This window comes from Calothrix sp. FACHB-168 (genome assembly GCF_963889195.1).
In the GTDB taxonomy this organism is placed as follows: domain Bacteria; phylum Cyanobacteriota; class Cyanobacteriia; order Cyanobacteriales; family Nostocaceae; genus Aulosira; species Aulosira anomala_A.
The window spans coordinates 1-19132 of record NZ_CAWPNJ010000054.1; the positions used below are offsets into that span (position 1 = coordinate 1).

The 19132-nt window shown below is 40.2% G+C and carries 15 protein-coding genes and 1 tRNA gene; 5 read left to right on the top strand and 11 right to left on the bottom strand.

Annotated features, from left to right (window positions below; genetic code table 11):
• Positions 1–586 precede the first annotated feature (586 nt).
• Complete coding sequence (locus AACW45_RS28895; protein WP_190636365.1) at positions 587–1861, top strand: glycosyltransferase; 1275 nt, start codon at positions 587–589, stop codon at positions 1859–1861.
• A 51-nt stretch (positions 1862–1912) separates the two neighbouring features.
• Here AACW45_RS28895 and AACW45_RS28900 read toward each other — a convergent pair whose 3' ends face one another.
• Positions 1913–2518 carry a DUF3318 domain-containing protein gene (locus tag AACW45_RS28900; protein WP_190636367.1) on the bottom strand — a complete coding sequence of 202 codons (606 nt, stop codon included), beginning with the start codon at positions 2516–2518 and terminating at the stop codon, positions 1913–1915.
• Between the two features lie 221 nt (positions 2519–2739).
• Here AACW45_RS28900 and AACW45_RS28905 point away from each other — a divergent pair, with 221 nt between their 5' ends.
• Entirely contained in the window at positions 2740–3000 is a 261-nt protein-coding gene (locus AACW45_RS28905; protein ID WP_096644353.1) for a hypothetical protein, read from the top strand.
• 118 nt (positions 3001–3118) lie between these two features.
• Here AACW45_RS28905 and AACW45_RS28910 read toward each other — a convergent pair whose 3' ends face one another.
• From AACW45_RS28910 to AACW45_RS28930, 5 genes are all read right to left on the bottom strand, one after another.
• The gene (locus tag AACW45_RS28910; protein WP_190636369.1) at positions 3119–4702 is read right to left on the bottom strand and encodes an iron uptake porin; all 1584 of its coding nucleotides are present in this window, start codon (positions 4700–4702) and stop codon (positions 3119–3121) included.
• A 159-nt stretch (positions 4703–4861) separates the two neighbouring features.
• Positions 4862–5467 carry a Crp/Fnr family transcriptional regulator gene (locus tag AACW45_RS28915; protein ID WP_190636371.1) on the bottom strand — a complete coding sequence of 202 codons (606 nt, stop codon included), beginning with the start codon at positions 5465–5467 and terminating at the stop codon, positions 4862–4864.
• A 925-nt stretch (positions 5468–6392) separates the two neighbouring features.
• Positions 6393–7061, bottom strand: coding sequence for a phosphate signaling complex protein PhoU (phoU, locus tag AACW45_RS28920; RefSeq protein ID WP_313933812.1), 669 nt, complete (start codon positions 7059–7061; stop codon positions 6393–6395).
• Between the two features lie 30 nt (positions 7062–7091).
• A complete protein-coding gene (locus AACW45_RS28925; RefSeq protein ID WP_190636373.1) occupies positions 7092–8423 on the bottom strand; it encodes a sensor histidine kinase in 1332 nt (443 codons plus the stop codon).
• A 54-nt stretch (positions 8424–8477) separates the two neighbouring features.
• Entirely contained in the window at positions 8478–9230 is a 753-nt protein-coding gene (locus AACW45_RS28930) for a winged helix-turn-helix domain-containing protein (protein WP_096644349.1), read from the bottom strand.
• A 469-nt stretch (positions 9231–9699) separates the two neighbouring features.
• Between AACW45_RS28930 and AACW45_RS28935 the strand changes: the two genes are divergently transcribed.
• Entirely contained in the window at positions 9700–10683 is a 984-nt protein-coding gene (locus AACW45_RS28935) for a hypothetical protein (protein ID WP_190636375.1), read from the top strand.
• Positions 10684–10725: 42 nt separating this feature from the next.
• Positions 10726–11817 carry a hypothetical protein gene (locus tag AACW45_RS28940; protein WP_190636377.1) on the top strand — a complete coding sequence of 364 codons (1092 nt, stop codon included), beginning with the start codon at positions 10726–10728 and terminating at the stop codon, positions 11815–11817.
• Between the two features lie 1361 nt (positions 11818–13178).
• On the opposite strand, the gene hisA is transcribed toward AACW45_RS28940, so the two are convergent.
• The 3 genes from hisA to AACW45_RS28955 are packed head-to-tail and all read right to left on the bottom strand — an operon-like array spanning position 13179 to position 14642.
• Positions 13179–13952: a 1-(5-phosphoribosyl)-5-[(5-phosphoribosylamino)methylideneamino]imidazole-4-carboxamide isomerase gene (gene hisA / locus AACW45_RS28945; RefSeq protein WP_190636379.1), complete on the bottom strand. Its 774-nt coding sequence runs from the start codon at positions 13950–13952 to the stop codon at positions 13179–13181.
• Between the two features lie 31 nt (positions 13953–13983).
• Positions 13984–14298: a DUF3593 domain-containing protein gene (locus AACW45_RS28950; RefSeq protein WP_190539589.1), complete on the bottom strand. Its 315-nt coding sequence runs from the start codon at positions 14296–14298 to the stop codon at positions 13984–13986.
• Positions 14295–14642, bottom strand: a complete 348-nt coding sequence (locus AACW45_RS28955) for a DUF2499 domain-containing protein (RefSeq protein ID WP_096644344.1) — start codon at positions 14640–14642, stop codon at positions 14295–14297. The genes AACW45_RS28950 and AACW45_RS28955 overlap by 4 nt, the downstream gene beginning before the upstream one ends.
• A 293-nt stretch (positions 14643–14935) precedes the next feature.
• On the opposite strand from AACW45_RS28955, the gene csaB reads away from it, so the two are divergent.
• A complete protein-coding gene (csaB, locus tag AACW45_RS28960; protein WP_190636420.1) occupies positions 14936–15979 on the top strand; it encodes a polysaccharide pyruvyl transferase CsaB in 1044 nt (347 codons plus the stop codon).
• A 119-nt stretch (positions 15980–16098) separates the two neighbouring features.
• On the opposite strand, the gene AACW45_RS28965 is transcribed toward csaB, so the two are convergent.
• Together AACW45_RS28965 and AACW45_RS28970 are read right to left on the bottom strand one after the other, a co-directional pair.
• Positions 16099–16172 (bottom strand) — tRNA-Met (locus AACW45_RS28965).
• A gap of 192 nt (positions 16173–16364) precedes the next feature.
• Positions 16365–18656, bottom strand: coding sequence for a peptidoglycan DD-metalloendopeptidase family protein (locus AACW45_RS28970; protein ID WP_313933813.1), 2292 nt, complete (start codon positions 18654–18656; stop codon positions 16365–16367).
• Positions 18657–19132 lie beyond the last annotated feature (476 nt).

Below are 19132 nucleotides of genomic sequence, written 5' to 3' on the forward strand. Positions count from 1 at the left end.
CCTACGGTTGTTGACGGTCAAAGATGCAATCGTCGCAGCCCTTGCTTTCATCCCCAGGTTCCGTAAACTACACCTGGGGACTTCCCGCAAGTTAGGTTAAACCATCAGCAGATTTAGCAAGAAACATGCAAAAAAATTATGATTTTAATCCCTTATACAAAAATCAAGATTCCAGCCTTAGATTAGTAAAAATACTGAGGAATGATAGTGTTAATTAAGTCTAATTCCTAACTAATGGGTATATAGCAATCTGAAAATGAGTTACAAACATTATCTGATTTGTCATTTTTGTTCATATATCAAAGAAGATTGCTATACTTTTATGTCGGGTAATTTTAAAATTTGAATATGTCGGAAAAATTTAAAATCTAATACCATTTATTTGTGAATTGCACAAAACTATATCTTTATTGAACGCAAGGAGACGCTAAAGTTAACGCCAAGTTAGGCAGAGTTTTTTCAGTTCCATATCTCTCAAAATAATTACGTGCATCTTGATATTAAATTGGTATAAAAATATTTAAATATCAACTAAATTCAGAAAAATAATGAAAATCCTAAATCAATTCCGTGGAAGTTTACACTAATGATTCAACGCCAACCCATGTCATTATTACCCGTACCAACTGGTGAATTACAAATACCAGAATTTCCGCCGCAAATTACATCAATAACAAGAGAAAATATTATCCTTTCCCTAGTAATTCCCACTTATAAAGAACGTGACAATATTCATCAAGTTGTCAAGATTTTGAGTCAGTTGTTAGATGAGTCGATTCCTGGACAATATGAACTAATTGTAGTAGATGATGATAGTCCCGATCGCACTTGGGAAGTAGCACAATCTTTAACAGAAGAATACCCACAATTGCAAGTAATGCGGCGAAAACAGGAGCGAGGACTATCTTCAGCAGTAATTCGAGGTTGGCAAGCCGCAAGAGGAAGTATTTTAGGCGTTATTGATGGAGATTTACAGCATCCACCAGAAGTATTAACACAATTGTTAACTCAAATTCAGCAGGGTGCAGATTTAGCAGTAGCGAGTCGTCACGTAGAAGGCGGTGGTGTTAGCAGTTGGAGTGTTATCAGACGTTTTCTATCCCGTGGGGCGCAAGTTTTAGGATTGATTATCTTACCCAGAGTCTTGGGAAGAGTTTCTGACCCCATGAGCGGTTATTTTATGGTACGACGAAATGCGATCGCTGGGGCAATACTCAATCCTGTAGGTTACAAAATTCTCCTAGAGGTAATTGGACGGGGAAATGTCGATGAAATTGCGGAAGTCGGCTATGTATTCTGTGAACGCAAAGAAGGCGAAAGCAAGGTGACATGGAAGCAATATGTCGATTATATCCACCACCTTTTGCGCTTGCGACTAACTACAGGCGGTTGGCGACGAGTTAGCCAAGCTACAGGACATTTAGAACAATTGAGTCAAAACATAGGTTTTCCCCTTGGTAGATTTCTCCGGTTTGGATTAGTCGGACTCAGTGGAGTATTTGTAGATATGGCAATACTTTATTTACTGAGTGACCCCACAACCTTAGCTTTACCTTTAACCCGTAGTAAAATAATTGCCGGGGAAATTGCCATTTTCAATAATTTTTTATGGAATGACGCTTGGACTTTTGCTGATGTCTCAATGAAGCAGCAAGAATGGCGTCAACGCTTGAAGCGCTTTCTCAAATTTAATTTAATTTGTTTGGCGGGATTGATATTAAATGTACTGATTTTGAACCTAGTATTTAATTTTCTCATTCCCAACCGCTACATTGCCAACCTAATTGCGATCGCAGTTGCTACCATCTGGAATTTTTGGGTAAACCTCAAACTTAGCTGGCGAGTCACTGATGTGAAATAGTGAAGTTGATCAACAATTACCAAAATTAACAACGATTTTTCGCTGTTTTTCCTATCTTGTATAATTTTCTGGTACACCCACAGGTGACAAACCCGCGATCGCTCTTAAATTTTGACAACGAATTAACTCGCTAAAATTTAAGCCACTACGTCCCTCAATCTTAGCGGTAGCTTCGATAGCAGATAACAAATACTCTGCTGCTTCAGCTTCAGAATAACCCCGTCTCCCCGCAATCCGAATTGCAGCAGCATCAGCAGTTAATTCTAACTCTGGAGATTGATTATGACGCCAAATCCGAAAGCAGGCGATCGCACTTAAGCCTACACCAATAGCTACACCTACCACATCTGACTGTGCTGATTCCACTACACCACCCAGTAAACCGAGTAGCACTACCCCTTGATAAATATCTGGTTTAAACCACTTCACCCCTGTTAACCAGCTAACTTTTTGTAACAGTAGTAAATCTCTTTGCGATTTCGACATACGAAACCATAAATCAAAATTAATATATATCGGTCGTTCTTGATTCCAGGGAAGCGGGAAAGATACCTCAATCACCCTTGGCTGTTCCGGTTTGCTAACGATTTTTGTCAGCATTCTAGCCGCAGCCGGCATAACATCTAATAAACGGCGAATCTCAACAATAGGCTCCATAAAATTAATCTATTATTCGCTGAAATAGTTGGTTATCTGATTATCTCCTGCCAATGACCAATGACAAGGGAAGGAGGACAAGGAAAAAAAGGAAGACAAGGAGGACAAATGACTATTGACCATTGACCATTGACCATTGACCATTGACCATTGACCATTGACCATTGACAAAAAAATCACTTTTCATGCTAACCTTTGATGTGTGATAATCTCCCAGATACATGGACGCTTTCGCTCCTACCCCGCCTGAATGGACAAACAAAGCAATTCATGCTTATCAGTTTTGCTGTCCTAACTGCAAAGCCAGTAGCCGAGAAGCTACAGAAGTTTGGCTAAATAGGCGATCGCCTGTAATTACAGAAGACCGTCGCCGTAAATGGCAAGAATTCTACAATTGTCACTGTAGTTGTGCTTGGTGGGCTTGGAGTAGCGATCGCCCGCCAACCGATCTATCTAGTCAACAAAATATTAATCCTTTGTAATTATTTATACACAAACAAAAACCCGCATTGAAGCGGGTTCATTTTCTCTATTTAGAAAAATTAAACAATAAGTCAGTCAGGGCAGGATTTTCCCACCCTTGACAACCTATAATCGACTTTAGAAACTGAAGGTAGTACGTAGAGTGCCTACGTAGATACTGTTATTATTGTCGTTGTGTTCGGGATTGAAAATCACTAACAAACCAGGGGTAACCTGAATATTATCAGAAACCCTTACTTTGTATAGACCTTCTAAATGGTATGATGTGCCAGATTCTGAAGCAATACCGCTACCACCGGTGATTTTTGGTGGTTGACCGAAGATAACACCGAGAACGTTACCTTTTGCACCTAAGTCTCTCACGCCCAGTGAAGCAGCCCAATACCAAGCATCTGCACTTCTGTTATCAGTTGCAGAATCGGCCTCAGTATAACCAGCCCAACCACTCAAAGCCAACTTAGCACTAGGTTGGAAGGTAGCTTGTATACCATAATGGTTAGCTTCAATCCGAGTGTTACTACCAAAAGGTCTGTTAGCAAATGTACTACCTGTACCTTGGAATAAGCTAGGAACGCTTTGGTAAGTACGAGCATAGCTAAAGCCCACATTTAAAGCTTTGTTGGGCTTGAAAGTTATCTGACCAAAAAATGTGTTACTACCACCAAATAATCCGCTACCATCAGCCGGATTGCTAGCATTATTACCTTGGGAAATATAAGCTGCACCGAAGCTCAAAGGCCCGTTAGGATTGACATTCACACTTATACCAGCACCGTCAGCACCTTGACGATAGATAGGGCTGAAGCGTCCGTAACGAGATAAAGCACCTCTACCAGAACTAGCAAAATCAGGATTAAAGGTATAAAAGTTCTCGTTCAACTCAGCCCCAGTCGCATCAACTTTGACCCTAATTCCATCGCCGAAGTTGAAAGCATAGTTAATTTTATCAATTTCAACACTGTTATTAGTGCCACCATCAAAGCCCAAACGGGTCATGTTGGTACCAGTTACACTGGAATTAGAGATAGTGTTGCGACCTTGCAAACGGATTTGCAACTGATCTTTTCCGGTAAAACTGCTATTTAAGGTTAAGCGAACGCGATCGGAAAAAACAGTATTCGATTCTAAGTTAGCACCATTGTCAGCTCTGGTATCACCAAAAGCCTGACCAACGTTGAAAATCGCTTCCCCTTGTAACTTGGTAGTAGTAGAGAATTGATTTGCTTCTAATTCAGCAGTACGTGCTTCTAAAGAATCAACACGACCGCGCAAAGTTGCTAATTCCGCAGAAAATTCTTCTTGTAAACGCTGTAAAGTCGCTAAATCTTGTTTAGTTACTAAATCAGCAGTAGCTGTAGCAATCAGTTCGTTAACTCGATCTAAACAAGCATTCAACCCAGCAGCAAATTCATAACGGGTTAAAGCACGGTTACCCCGATAAGTACCATTTGGATAACCTGCAATACAGCCATAACGCTCAACTAGAGATTGTAATGCCTGGAATGCCCAGTCTGTAGGCTGTACATCCGAAAATTGGGAAACAGATGTCACCTGACCCATACTGTCAGAGTCTTGCGCCAACTGGCTTACACCAGTTAACTTCTCATTGGTTTCAGCCGCTAAGGTGCTGTTAGCAGCCAAAAATGTAGCAGCAACAACCAAAGGGCCAATCTTTACTAGCTCCCACAATGCTTTTTTCATTACTTTTACTCTCACACACACCTAGAATTAGTTGATTCATCAGTAAATTTTCCCTAAAATAAATTTTTTCATTAAGGAATTTACTTAGATTAATTCATTCATGATTTTACCAAGGTTAGTTGGCAGTTTTCACGAATAAACCAAAATTATTTTACCCTATTATTTGAAAATTTTCTGAGGTAAACAAATTATCATTCGTCTTTTTTGACGCAACAGCTTTCCCTCTTCTTCAAATTGCTGTAAAAGTCTTGTAATCGTCACCCTTGTAGTATTTAAAACTTCTGCTATTTCCTGATGGGTGATATTTAGATCGAGCAATTTGCCCTGTTCTACATCAATACCAAATTTTTCACTTAACCACAACAGAAAATACCACAGGCGTACTGACATTGGTTTACGATGAACTATACTTAGTAATTCCTCAGCCTGTTGAATATGAGCTAATAAAGCACCGATATCTTCAGACCAAAGATGAGGTGGTACAACAGTGACTTCTACTTTAGTTAACGATTCAATTTGATAAGGTTTAACTCTAGATAAGGGATAGCCAATGATATCACCCGGCCCCCAATAACCTAGAGTAATATATGTTCCATCTTCACTCCAAGTTAAAGTACGAACCGCTCCCTGTTCAATGCGCCAAAGTACTTCATTGCGTGGGGGAATTATTTCCCCACGAGCAAATATTCTTTGAGGTAACTGTCCATTGATCAGAGCATGATTCAATGTACTAGCAGATTCTGTGTTAGGACTTGTGAAATACATTCAGAGGTAAGTTTAGTAGAATAAGGATAGGAGAATACTGTAAAAATACTGAATAAATATGGGGATAGGCGCTGAAAATTATTTATCCTGAGTTTCTTTTATACAAATTACGGATTTTTGATAAATTTTACATATATTTCCACAATAATTTGCCCAGAATCTTCAATTAACCTTACACTTTAACTTTGTTGGATCTAACTGCAATTAAATGTGCGATCGCTAAGTAATATTTATATTACATTCTTGCATTACATCCTCGAACATAAAATTATAAATATTCCTACATAATATATTTAAATATCTAATTATCTATATAGATAATAAGCAATGATTTGCTTTATGTTCAATGCTGATTGGTGATTGATATCTATTATAAAAATATATAATTTGTATTATGCAATTTAAATTTGGCTGTTTGCCATATTGTAATAATCAAGCTTTGAATTTATCGGCATTTTAGCAACCTAGAAATATTTGACAGATATTTTTGAATTTCCTCATAGAGAAATCTGTTATGCTCCATACATTTTTCTACTGAAAACTTAAGTATAATTAGATTGTTTTTTATACAATTTGTTCTTGCGTAATTTTTCTCTCGAAACTTTAATTTGTAAATATTTAATAGCTTGATTTCAGCCTGATAATAGCTCTGTTTTATACTGTATTTTTTGAGTTTCCCCTCTAAACATCAAATAAACATCAAAAAAGTGATACTTATGAGTTTTAAGTCTTGAAAGTATCACTTTTTATTGTTGGCTTAATTTTAAATTTGCAAGTTTAAGAAGAGGTAAGCATTTAGTGAAATGTATGCTAGTTCACAAAACTTTCATATTTGATTTTGAGTTGTGGCTAGATGTAGACAAGGCTAAATTGACTATTGACTATAGAGTTTTGACCATCCAAATCTAAATTTTAGTCCCTTGAATCAATAATGTTGACCAGTCACAATATATGCCACTCTTTGTCCAATATTCGTAGCGTGATCCGCCATGCGCTCTAGGTAGCGAATAGCTAAAGCTAACAGCACAATCGGTTCTACCACACCCTGAACATCTTTTTGAAACGCTAAAGTTTGATAGAGACGTTCATAAGCATTATCAACAGTATCATCCAAACGCTTAATACTGCGCCCGCCAGCTTCATCTAAATCAGCTAAAGCTACTAAGCTAGTAGCTAACATCGCTTGCGCGTGATGGGACATAACTGCAATCTCTGGTAAAGATGGATGAGGGGGATAAGGAAAGATTTTAATGGCAATTTCGGCAATATCTTCCGCATAATCCCCAATTCTTTCTAAATCTCGCACTAATTGCATAAAAGCACTCAAACAGCGCAAATCTTGTGGTGTAGGCTCTTGCGATGTCATAATCGCTGTACAGTCTGACTCTATCTGTCTGTAAAAGCGATCGATTTTTTTATCTAATTGTGGAAGTGCTTCAGCTGCTGTGAGATTGCGGGAAAATAAAGCTTGGTGGCTGAGACGAAACGATTGTTCCACTAAAGCACCCATGCGTAATACATCCCGCTCCAAGCGCCGCATAGCGCGTGCTAGCTGGTTTCCATCGGAATTATGGCTATCAAGGGCAGCGTTCACACTTATCTTGTTAAACTGGATGTTAATTTTTTAACTATAATCTTGGCTGGAGTTATTTGCCATGACTTCTGGTAGTTGGAATTGTATCCAAGCACCACCGGTTTCGGGGTGATTCATAGCTTTGATCCAACCACCATGAGCCAGAATAATTTGTTTAACTATTGCCAAGCCTAAACCACTACCTATAGTTGTAGGTGTGGAATGAGAATCTGGTACTTGATTACGCGCTCTTGCTTTATCCCCTCGGTAAAATCGCTCAAAAACATGGGGTAAATCTGCTGATGAAAAACCAACACCAGCGTCGATGATATCGATTTCTAAACTAGAGGAAGTAGAATTGGTAATTTCAGTAGCTTCTGCAGGTATGATTTTGGCGTTAACTTGAATAGTTGTGTCAGCAGGACTGTATTTAATGCAGTTGTCTAGCAAATTCAGAAAAACTTGGTACATGCGGGAACGATCTGCTTTGATGAACACAGATTCTATTCCCGAATAGTTCAGATTCAGGTTTTGTTGTTGCGCTAAAGGTTCTAAAGTTTCCCAAACAGAAGTAATGAGCGATCGCACTTCCACCGTTTCCGGATTTAATTGAATGGTTGGATCTGTTTCCATCTGAGTTAGATCTAACCAACCTTGTACTAAGTTAATCAAGCGATCGACTTCTTGCATCAGGCGGTTAACCCAACGATTTAACGGTGGTTCTAAGCGGTTTTGTAAAGTTTCCACAACCAAACGAATTGAAGTTAAGGGTGTTCTCAGTTCGTGTGCTAAATCGGAAAAAGAACGCTCTCTAGCTTGATTCATATCTAGCAGTGGTTGGCGATTTTCTAAAAATACCCCCACTTGTCCCTGAGGTAAAGGGAAACTAGATGCACGTAAAGCCAGAGACTTTACTTCTAACATTGCTGCCGCATTCTCAAAAGAGGGGTGAAACACCCACTCTTTCACTCTTGGTTGTTGACAATCGCGAGTTTGCTCAATTAAGCGGTCAAGTTCATAAGACCGGACTAACTCCAGTAACAATCTCACTTGTCCTGGTTGCCACCGCTCCAAATACAATATCTCCTTAGCCAGCTTATTGCACCACAGCAGTTGATTTTCTTCATCTACCTGCAAATATCCCAATGGTGCAACATTTAGTAGTTCTTGGTACGTTTCTAGTGAATCTTGTAAATTCTGCCGTTTTTGCATCAGCACACCAATCTGCTCCCGCAGACGAGGCATCAACGGCAGCGCCACCTCAGTATAATGAGAATTTAAAGGTTTGAAGATTCGCTTCAGGTAATGCTCTAGCTGTACCTGTTGCCACATCCAAAACCCAATACCTAACCCTAAACCCAGAGAAAATCCCAATAAGAACATTGAAGTTATTTAGTTGCTTGATCACAACTAAAAACTAACAAGTATCGTCCCCTTTTATCCAAATCGATAACCAAATCCTCGGACAGTGACAATATATTCGGGACGACTAGGATCTAACTCTAATTTTTCTCTTAACCAACGGATGTGAACATCGACAGTTTTACTATCTCCGACAAAATCTGGCCCCCAGACTTGATCTAGCAGTTGTTCCCGCGACCAGACTCGGCGCGCATAACTCATAAACAGTTCCAGAAGGCGAAACTCCTTAGGAGAAAGATTGACTTCTTGACCACGAACTAGTACACGACACTCTTGGGGATTTAAGCTGACATCCTTGTACTTTAAAATTGGTAGTTGGGTAACAGTACTAAACCGTTGACGACGCAATAAAGCGCGACAGCGAGCTACTAATTCCCGCATACTAAAGGGTTTGGTGAGATAATCATCTGCACCCACCTCTAAACCCAGAACCCGGTCAGTTTCGCTACCCTTGGCACTAATCATTAAAATTGGTACTGGGTTACCTTGATGACGCAGTAAGCGACAAATATCTAATCCATTAATCTGTGGCAGCATTAAATCAAGGATTACCAAGTCAAAGGAATCTTCCCCTGAGTTGGGTTCAGAGCTTTTGAGGTATTCTACAGCCGATCGCCCATCTGTAGAAGTCACCACCTCATAGCCTTCTTCCTCCAAGGCTACTACTACCATTTCTCGGATCAGTTCTTCATCTTCGACTATGAGAATGCGGCTAGTTTGCCCTATATCTGCTTTGGCAGAAAACTTGGTTGATTCACTGGTATACATTTGTTGATATCACAAAATATTGGGTCTGTTCTGCGATCGCTATGGCAATTAAATCGATTATCTTGCCTGAATGTAGCTGCAAACCTAAATCTGCTGACTTAGTTTATAAAACTTTACATCGGTAACATTACCCAATTTATTATAAGTATCAACGCTACATACTGCCAAGAATGTTTGCAGTAAATTTATATCTGGAAGTTTATCTATAACTAGATTTGCATCTTGACAAGAACAAATTTAATTTAGTACAATAGTACTATTAAGGTATTACAAAGTAAAAAAGGCTTTACCTAGCAAGAGAAAGGTTTCAGATCGCTTTGAAAAATAAGAAGTGATTTTTGATTTTGCCTTTCAGTATTTACACTGTGCTGAAAACCCTTATTTTCAGGCTAGTCTGATGTCTGCATAGGGTAGTTTTTGGTATGACTTGCTACTCGCTACATGGTTCCATCTTGAAAGGAGTTGAAGTATGACTACAGTTGCAGTCAAAGACAGCAAACAACAGATAGTACAAGCTTTTCAACAAATTCTCGCCGAACGAAAAAAATTAGATTTAAAAATAGCTACGAAGCAAGAGGAAGCAGAAAAGGCAAAAAATCAAGAAATCTTAGCTGCTGCTTCTACATATACGGTAGATAGTATTGTTAAAGGTTTAGCTGATTTACAATTAGAATTTGGTAGCATTGTCACTTCTTTGTCAGAAAAGTTAGCAAAGGAAACCGCTAAATTAGATGAATTAAATCGAGCTAGAGAAATTGAAACTCAGCATTTACAAGAACTGCAACAAATCAGAATTGTTGCTGATGCTTTAGATATTTTAACTCAAGAACATCAAGAAAAGTTAAAGTTCTTAGAACAAGAAATATCTAGTAAGCGCGAAGCTTTAGAAAAAGAAATTACCATTAGGCGTAAAGAATGGCAAAAAGAACAAGCAGAATATGAAGAAGCCCTACAAGCCTACAATGAATTAATAGGGAAACAACGCAATACTGAAGCGGAAGAATATCAATATAAGTTAGAAACTACAAGAAAGCTAACTACAGATGCTTATGAAGCCAGAAAACGCAATTTAGAAAGAGAAATTCAAGAAAACACTCAACAGAAAGAGAAAAATTGGGCGGAACGAGAAAAAGTTCTGAGTGCAAACCAGTCTCTATTTGCAGAAAACCAGAAGAAAATTGCGGCTTTCCCCACAGAGTTGGAAGAGGCTATTAAGAAAGCCAGAGAAGAAGCCATTAAAGAAACGAACCAAAAAGCTAAGGTTGAGGCTGATTTGTTTGAGAAAGAGTGGGAATCTAGCAAACAAAGTTACGAACTCAAAATTCAGTCTTTAGAAGAAACGATTAAAAAACAAACCGAGCAAATTGAAGGTATTACTACTCAATTGCAAACTGCATTAAAACAGGCTCAAGACTTAGCGATGAGAGCTTTTGATAGTTCTAATGCTAAATAGAAATTAATTGAAAAGTGCTTTTGTAAATAATGGAGGGTTGTTGTGGTAGCGAAAAAACCAACTGATAAGAGTACTAAAGCGGAAATTCTTCAGGCTTATGAAGAGTTAGCCAAAGAAGCAGCATCTGTAAAAACGCAACTGAATCAAGTTGTGAAAGAAAATCAATCTCTTAGCCAATCTCCTAGTAAAGATAAGCCCAAAATAGAACCAAAAACTACTATGAATCAGCCATCTACCGTACAACAAAAAATGAATTATACCATTGAAAGCTTGGCTAAAATTCAATTGGGCTTTGGTAGTGCGGCAAATGAATTATCTGAACAGCTAACTACACAAGCATCGAAATTAGGAGAAATTAGAGAAAATGTAGAGAAAGAAGTCCAAGAATTAAAGCAACTACATAATTTAGAAATTACCGCAGATATTTTGGATAATCTGATTGCTAGTTATGAAGATAATTCTAAGAATTATCAAGAAGAATTTAGCCAACAGAAGGAAGTTTTATTTCAAGAGTTAGATGAACAAAGAAAAACTTGGCTGAAAGAACAAGATGAAAATCATCGATTAGTCAAAGAACGAGATGAAAATCTCAAGAAAACTCGCCAAAGAGATGAAGCAGAATATAAATATAATTTGGAACTTCAGCGAAAGTTGACGCAAGATGAATATGAACAACAGCAAAAAGGGCTAAATAAACAATTAGAAGAATTTCAACAAGAAACAGAGAAAGCTTGGGCGGAAAAGGAAAAAACAATTGCAGAACGAGAAAAGCAATTTGAAGAGTCTAAAGCGAAAGTAGAAGCATTTCCTAAAGAGAAAGAAACCGCAATTAAAAAAGCCACGGAAGAAGGTAAGGGAATTGCTTACTATCAAGCTAAGGTTAAATCAGATTTATACAATAAGGAAGTTGAAGGACAAAAGCGTTTTTATGAACAGAGATTACAGTCTTTAGAACAGACTATTAGTAATCAAGATAATCGTCTGCAAAATCTTTCTAAACAACTAGAATCTGCACTTAAACAAGTCCAAGATTTAGCGGTTAAAGCTATTGAAGGTACTGCTAATGTGAATTCTTATCAAGCAATTAAAGAAATCGCTTTAGAACAAGCGAAAAGTCAGGTGAAGAATAAATAAATTATTCTGCTTTTAAGTTGCATAATCAATCGTGAGGGCTGTTAACAGTTGACTGTTGACAGCCCATATAAGTAGTTATGTAATTTAGACAAGCATTAGTACTTACAGCTATTTTCAGGTAAATAGACAACGCTGTAGGGAACATCGACAATCTTTTGCTATATACAATAATTTTAATACTGGCGTACCCCTACAACAGATATTGTTCAAATAGGTGAAAACTGCTGTAACAGAATATTATGTTGGGTTTCGTTCCTCAACCCAACCTACAAAGATGAGGCTTTTTGAGGTAGAAAGCGAGTCTAGTTAATTGATTTTCCTTCATTATTAATGATGATGAGTTAGTAGTCAGCAGGTTGTTTTTGCCTAATTTGAGGCTAAAGAACTGACTAGAGAATTATATACCCATCATCATTAATGCTGATGGTTTTTCTGTAAATACTATATTGCTGCAAACTCTAGATAGACAATTGGGAATACAAATAATTTATCTACAATCAGATTTATTGATCTCTTTTAGGTGGAATTCCATTATCCATTGGTTTTTTTCTACCTGGTGTTTGACGATCTTGGTTTTTTTGATTGGCTGATTGCTGAGATTTGTTTGATTTATTGGACATGATTTTAACCCTGTGAAGAAGTGTAATTTGTCTACAGTTTTAATCTACATGATATGTCAGGTTATTTCCGCAAAATATTTTAAGGATTTATAATTTAGTCAAATAAAAATAGCTAATCCGCAATCTGCTTAGGTTGTATGATTTCAGATGATGAAAATGCTTGTAATTCATGCTTTGGCGGGATGAGAAGCAAAGCATAGAATGAGCTATAAAATTAAGTTTGTAACATAAATTCAAAAAAAAGAGACGCCTTATGATTGTACGTCTCTAGAACAGAGGAAACCCATTACTTATTAAAAATAAAATTGAAAATAAAATTGAAAAATTTCAAATTAATGTTTAAAAACTCTCACAAATAGAAACTTAGTTTGTTGTATCAAGCTTTTGAGGTTGCTGTTGAACCTGATAGCGCCAGGTTCAGTTTTGGTTGGCTTACCAATTTTGGGAGGTTTGGGACGAGGACGTTTCATTGGACACAATGATTGATGGTTAACTCGCTACACATTGGACTACAAGTGTATAAATTATGAATCCGGAAAATTTAAAGTCTAATTCACTTGTCAGGCTGGGTTTTATCGGCCTGACAAATGCATTTACAGCATATTTCAGGTAAATGAGGTACGCGCTTCGGGGCATGGCAGCGTCGGGGCATGGCAGTGCCAGTGCCCCTACAATGAACGATAATCTGTACCTCAGCAACTGGCAATCTGCTGTATCTGTTTTTAGAGAGGAGAGGACATATTAAGCAAATGAGGAGAAATCCAGATTGGGGGGAATATCTTGAATTCTTCCTGGCCCGATCGCGCGTAATGCTTCTTTAAGGTCAACATCGCCAGTATACAAGGCACGACCAACAATTACACCAGTTACACCTTGGGGTTCTAAGGCTAATAAGCTTAACAAGTCGGTAACAGAACTGACGCCACCAGAAGCTATGACTGGAATTGAGATTGTGCTGGCTAGTTCTCGCAATGCTTCTATATTGGGGCCGGAGAGTGTACCATCACGATGGATATCGGTGTAGATAATGGCTGCGGCTCCTAATTCTTGCATTTGTACGGCTAATTGAGTGGCTAAAACTTCTGAGGTTTCTAACCAACCGCGAGTGGCTACGAGTCCGTTACGTGCGTCAATGCCGATAATAATCTGTCCAGGGAATTCTTGGCAGAGTTGCTGTACTAATTGGGGTTGTTCTACGGCGACAGTTCCGAGAATCGCCCGTTGTACGCCTGTATTGAATAGCTGCTGAACGCTGGTGCGATCGCGCAATCCCCCACCAACTTGAATGGGTACGGATACAGCTTGCGCGATCGCCTCAATTGCGGCTAAATTGACAATTTTACCGGCTTTGGCTCCATCAAGATCCACCACATGTAGCCTAGATGCACCATTATCTACCCATTGTTGAGCAACATCAGCAGGGTTCTCGCTAAAAACTTGCGAGCGATCGTAGTCCCCCTGATAAAGTCGTACACAGCGCCCTGCTAATAAATCAATTGCTGGAATTACATCCATTTACCTTGTCCTCAATCCAATCCAAAGCTAGCTATAAGTGGTTTTTCTCTGTGGCAATTTTCTGTTTTAATTGCTTTACAGCTTGCCAAAAACCTAACACGATCAGAATATTCGCCAGAGTCAAAAACACTTCTGCACCACCGTGCAACCAATCGACATTGGCTAAAGCTTTACCATAATGTACTTTGGCATAAATTCCAGCTGGGATGGTAACACCAACAAACACTAAAGTGCCGTAAAATCCATACAAAGCCAAACGTGGCATTTGTTGACTGCGGCTGATAAACCACAAGAAACCCAAGTAAGGAAATAGTGACAGGGCAAAAAGGGCGTCTTTTGAGATCATCGCTCTGATTTGATAGGTTGGGCTGCAACAGAGTCTATTCCCTTATGGGCAGATTTGGAAGAACGCCAAATCCATACCGCAGCTGCCCAAAGGGTAAAATTACCAACTAAGGTCATGGTAGCTTGAAGCGTTACCAGCCATTCTAAAGATTCTGGATTATCGAAATAATGCCAAGTGCAAGCACACATAGCACTGACTAAAGCAGGTAACATGGCGAAGGATAATCCCCACCAAGTGCGGTTACCAGTGAGTTCGCCGTAAGTCCAGATTAACCAAATGGCGGCCATCCACTCAATGACGCTAGAAACGTGAATTATCCAGGTGGGAATTGAAAGGGCGTGCATAAATAAGTTAAAAGTCAAAAGTCAAGAGTCAAGAGTCAACACTTCGAGTGAGCTTAAGCGATCGCAGTCAACAGTCAACAGTCAACAGTTAAGGGTCAAAACTTATTAGTTATTTCTCCCCTGCTCCCTGCTCCCTGCTCCCCTGCTTCTTCCCATCTTCCCATAAGAAAAATCGGATTTTTTGGCAAGTATGCCAGCCGCCTCACCTAACTTCTGTATAAGTAATAGATAATCAGGTGCAAAGAAAGTCAATTAGCAAAAATTAGCAAAATCTCAAATCACAAATGAAACCGATGCGGGCGTTATTATCTGGGTATTACGGAAAAGGTAATGGTGGTGACGAAGCTTTATTGGCAACGCTGTTGCAAATGTTACCGCCCCATGTGACACCTGTGGTGCTTTCTGGTAATCCGCAGGAAACGCGCGATCGCTATGGTGTTGAAACTGTGAATCGCATGGCTTTTTTACCTATAATTCAAGCTATGCGTTCTTGCGATGCTTTTATTTGGGGCGGTGGCTCTTTAATCCAAGATGTTACTAGTGCCATTAATCCTTTTTATTATGGGGGATTGATGACTTTGGCACAGCAGATGGGTTTAAAAACTGTAGCTTGGGGTCAAGGAATAGGGCCGCTAAAGCGTCCACAAACTCGTTGGTTAGCACGACAGAATTTTGCAGGTTGTACCAAGGTTAGTGTACGCGATCGCGCTAGTGCGGCTTTGTTATCTGATTGGCAAATTTCCTGTATTCTGGCACCCGATCCGGTTTGGGCGCTAGAATCTCAGCCTGTACCCGGAATTAGCGATTTACCAACCCCTAGAGTGGCGGTGACGTTGCGATCGCATTCTCAACTGACAGAAACGCGCTTGGCAAATTTAACTCGCGCTGTGGTTGATTTCCAAAAAGCCACCCAAGCTTTTATCTTACTGTTGCCGTTTCAAAAAAGTGAAGATTTAGGCATTGCGGAAGCGATTCAACCCCATCTGCAAGATGTGAGCCAAATTATCTGTTTGGAAGATCCCCAGCTTTTAAAAGGCGTATATCGCGGTGTAGAAATGACCATTGGAATGCGTCTGCACAGCTTAATTATGGCTGCTGCTGAAGGTTGTCGCTGTTTTGCTCTCAGCTACGATCCTAAGGTAAATCGCCTCATGGAAGAATTAGAAATGCCGGGATGGGATTTAGGGAATTTACCAGACGATCCTCATGTGATTAGTCAGGCTTGGATTGAGCATTACAATCATGGTTCTCGGTTGTCGTCTGAGAAACTTCAGTCTTTGGTAAACCAAGCTTTGATGCACCGTCAGGTGTTAGCAGAGGCATTAACAATTAATTGATTGTCCGCCCTAAAATTGAATAGTATTTCTTGATTTTTGTGGCAACAATTAAGCGATCGCACTTTCTAAAACGCAGAGTGCGATCGCTTTCAATTTTGAAAAACATAGTATTCTTTCAATGGCTCAGGTCTGACTTGAACAGACGACCCCAGGCTTATGAGTCCCGTGCTCTAACCAACTGAGCTACTGAGCCGTGTTTTTTCACATTTCTAAATATAACAGAAAAACTTCGTCGTTGCTAGTCTATCTGACAAATAATTTTTTGAGTCAAAGGTCAAAGGTCAATAGTCCAATGACAAATGACCAATGACTAATCAGCAAGCAAAAGAGGGAGTTGAACTCCCTCCAATCATCAAGCAATGGCTTAATTGTAGACAATCAGCAATTAAACCCGACTTGCTAGTAAGGCAATAGGATTCACTGCTCCCTTTCCTGGGGGATGGATTTCAAAGTGGGTGTGTGGCCCTGTACTAAAACCAGTACTACCCATTGCCGCAATTGTTTCGCCTTGCTTGACTTGCTGACCCACCTGCACAAATATCCTGCTGTTATGACCATAGCGAGTCATGCTGCCATCAGCATGGCGGATATCTACCAAATTACCGTAGCCGCCGTTGTTCCAGCCTGCTTTTACTACCACACCATCTGCTGAGGCGTAAATCGGCGTACCGGTGGAGTTAGCAACGTCAATCCCTTTGTGCATTCTTCCCCAGCGCCAACCATAACCAGAGGTCAGTACACCTTTTGCCGGCCAAATATAAGCTGCGGTTGAGGTGGATGGTGGGGGGATAGCTTCATCAATTGGTTTGGGTAGATAGCGGTCTACTGCTGACAAAGCTGGTAAGCCACTGGGAGAAACTGTAGTTCCCCGCATTTTGCCTAAGGAATCAGAAGCATTGACACCTCTGGGAGGGGCAGCAATTCTGGTATTAGGCGTGTTACGTCCAGGATTTTGGTTAGAGAAGAACTCTGGGTTGACTGGCTCAGTAGGCTGTGTCGCCCGATATGCAGGCTTGATGGGTTGGGTGGAATAGTTACCAGTTCCAATGGGCGCAGGTACAGGAATCTGTACAGAATTCCGTGGTGTAGTCGGGCTAGATACCGCGAAATTGCTGGGATTGAGAACAGGAACTGATACAGCCGCAGGATTTTTATTTTCGCTGACAGCTGGTGTGACTACGCCTGCTTGTTGAGCGCGATATTTTTCCCGCAATCTTTGAATTTCCGCTTGTAAGCTTTGGAGACGCTCATTACTTTTAGCGTTGGCTAGCTTTTGCGGTTTTTTGTTCGATTGCATTTCCACAATCACTTTGGGCACTGGAGAATCGCCACCCATGCCGTAAGAGTTATCAGGCTGGGTGTTGGTTTCTGAGACTGCGGTGTTGGTGGAAATTTGATTTTCAGCAGTGACTGGTGTTGGTACGGTCACACTGTTGTTGTTGACGACTGGTAACTGTGGTGTAGCAGCTACGGTCGGGGTAACAACAGGGGTGTTAACAGGGGATGGTGCTACTGTGGCAGTAACATCAGGCTGTTCTACAATGGGGTTAGTGGCTTCAGTCGATTGGTTAGCTGTGCTGCTGTCAACCTTAGCGGCAGGAACTACCAATTTTTGACTGATTTGCAGTTGGTTGGGGTTGTTGAGATGATTTGTTTGAGCTAATTCTGAAACCGAAGTACCGTACTTTTTAGCGATCGCTGCTAGGGTATCTCCTGGTTTGACTTCGTAGTCTACAGCCGCTGATGGTGCTGCTGTTTTGATTGTGGGTGCTACGGGTGTGACTACAGGTACATTAGTCGCAGTCGTCGCAGTCGTGGCATTATTAGTGGTACTAGGTCTTGCCTGTTTTAATTTCGATATCAGACTAGCTTGACTAGAATTGGTATTGGTTGCTTTTTGCTCTGTTGTAATCTTGCTTGCGTTGAGTTGTGGCGTTTTCTCAACTACAGATTGGTTGGGAGCTAACTCAGTGTTAGTTGGTGATGAATTTTGGGTCTCCTCAGACCGCAACTCCGCCAGACTTTGTTTTAAACGGTTCGATTTTTCTTGTAAGCGATTAAGAGCAAACTCTTGCTGCGCTTTCAACTGTGCAGTTACTTCGCTGTCTGCAGCCTGATTTTCTGTTGCTAGTGGTGTCAGGGATGTAGTTGGCGAGTTAACTACACTGTTAGCAATAGAAACTTTCTGTAATTGTTTTACTTTTTTGGCTGCTTGCAAACTCTCTATTAGTTGAGGCTGCTGATAGAAAGAACTTGTATAAGTTGTTGTGGCTTTAGCTGTTGCATCTGTTGTCGGAACTGGTACAGACACTCCACTGGCTGCAACTTGTAATTTAGCTTCAAGCCCAGGCAGTTGTGAAATTGCTGTAGGTTCCACGATCGCGGGATTTTCTGGCACGCTCACGAATGAGGCGGTTTGGTTTTCCAGCTTTGTGGGGGCAAATTTCATTTCAGTGTCAGGAACAGCCGGAGTACTTGAGGCTGCTTTTTGACTGCCTACAGGAGCAGCTGCTTGGGCTTGATCGCTTTGTCGAGTCACCAAAAGACTGGTTGCTCCCATCGATATTGCCAAGCCAATCATGGCGGCTCTTGTCCCTGCCCGGTGATTTACCCCAGAATTATTCGTGTTTGACTGTTCTACCGGGGCACTATCACTGTTAGGGGTATTGTTCAGCACAGCCTTCTCTCTCTTTTTCAATGCTCGTTTCAAAGACGACCTCCTATGATCACTAGCGCTTAACTGACCTCAATTGTTTTTTCAGTCTGATACTAGTCAATGATTTAGATCACATCCGCAGATTGATCGAGATCACACCCACCAGAGATACTTACGCAAGATTAACCTGCTTCTCTGATTTAGACAAGTTCACACTCATTAGCAAAACTTAACTTGCTGTGCTGACTTGTCCGTTCCATTCCTCACACCTGAAGATTTTTTGCCGTTTACAGTTGTTTTTAACGTTTTTGCTGTTGTAGCTGGGACTGAACCAAAGTATAAGCTTTGTTATGTCCACTTTTGCTGTCAGCAATCGATTCGCTATTACTTCTGAAAAAGCCAATCTCCCTGCTGTAGATATCTTCAAGAGATATTTAACCAATCCGTCTACCCAACACGAGACTTTACGTTGATTATTCCCTAAAAGACAACCGTAT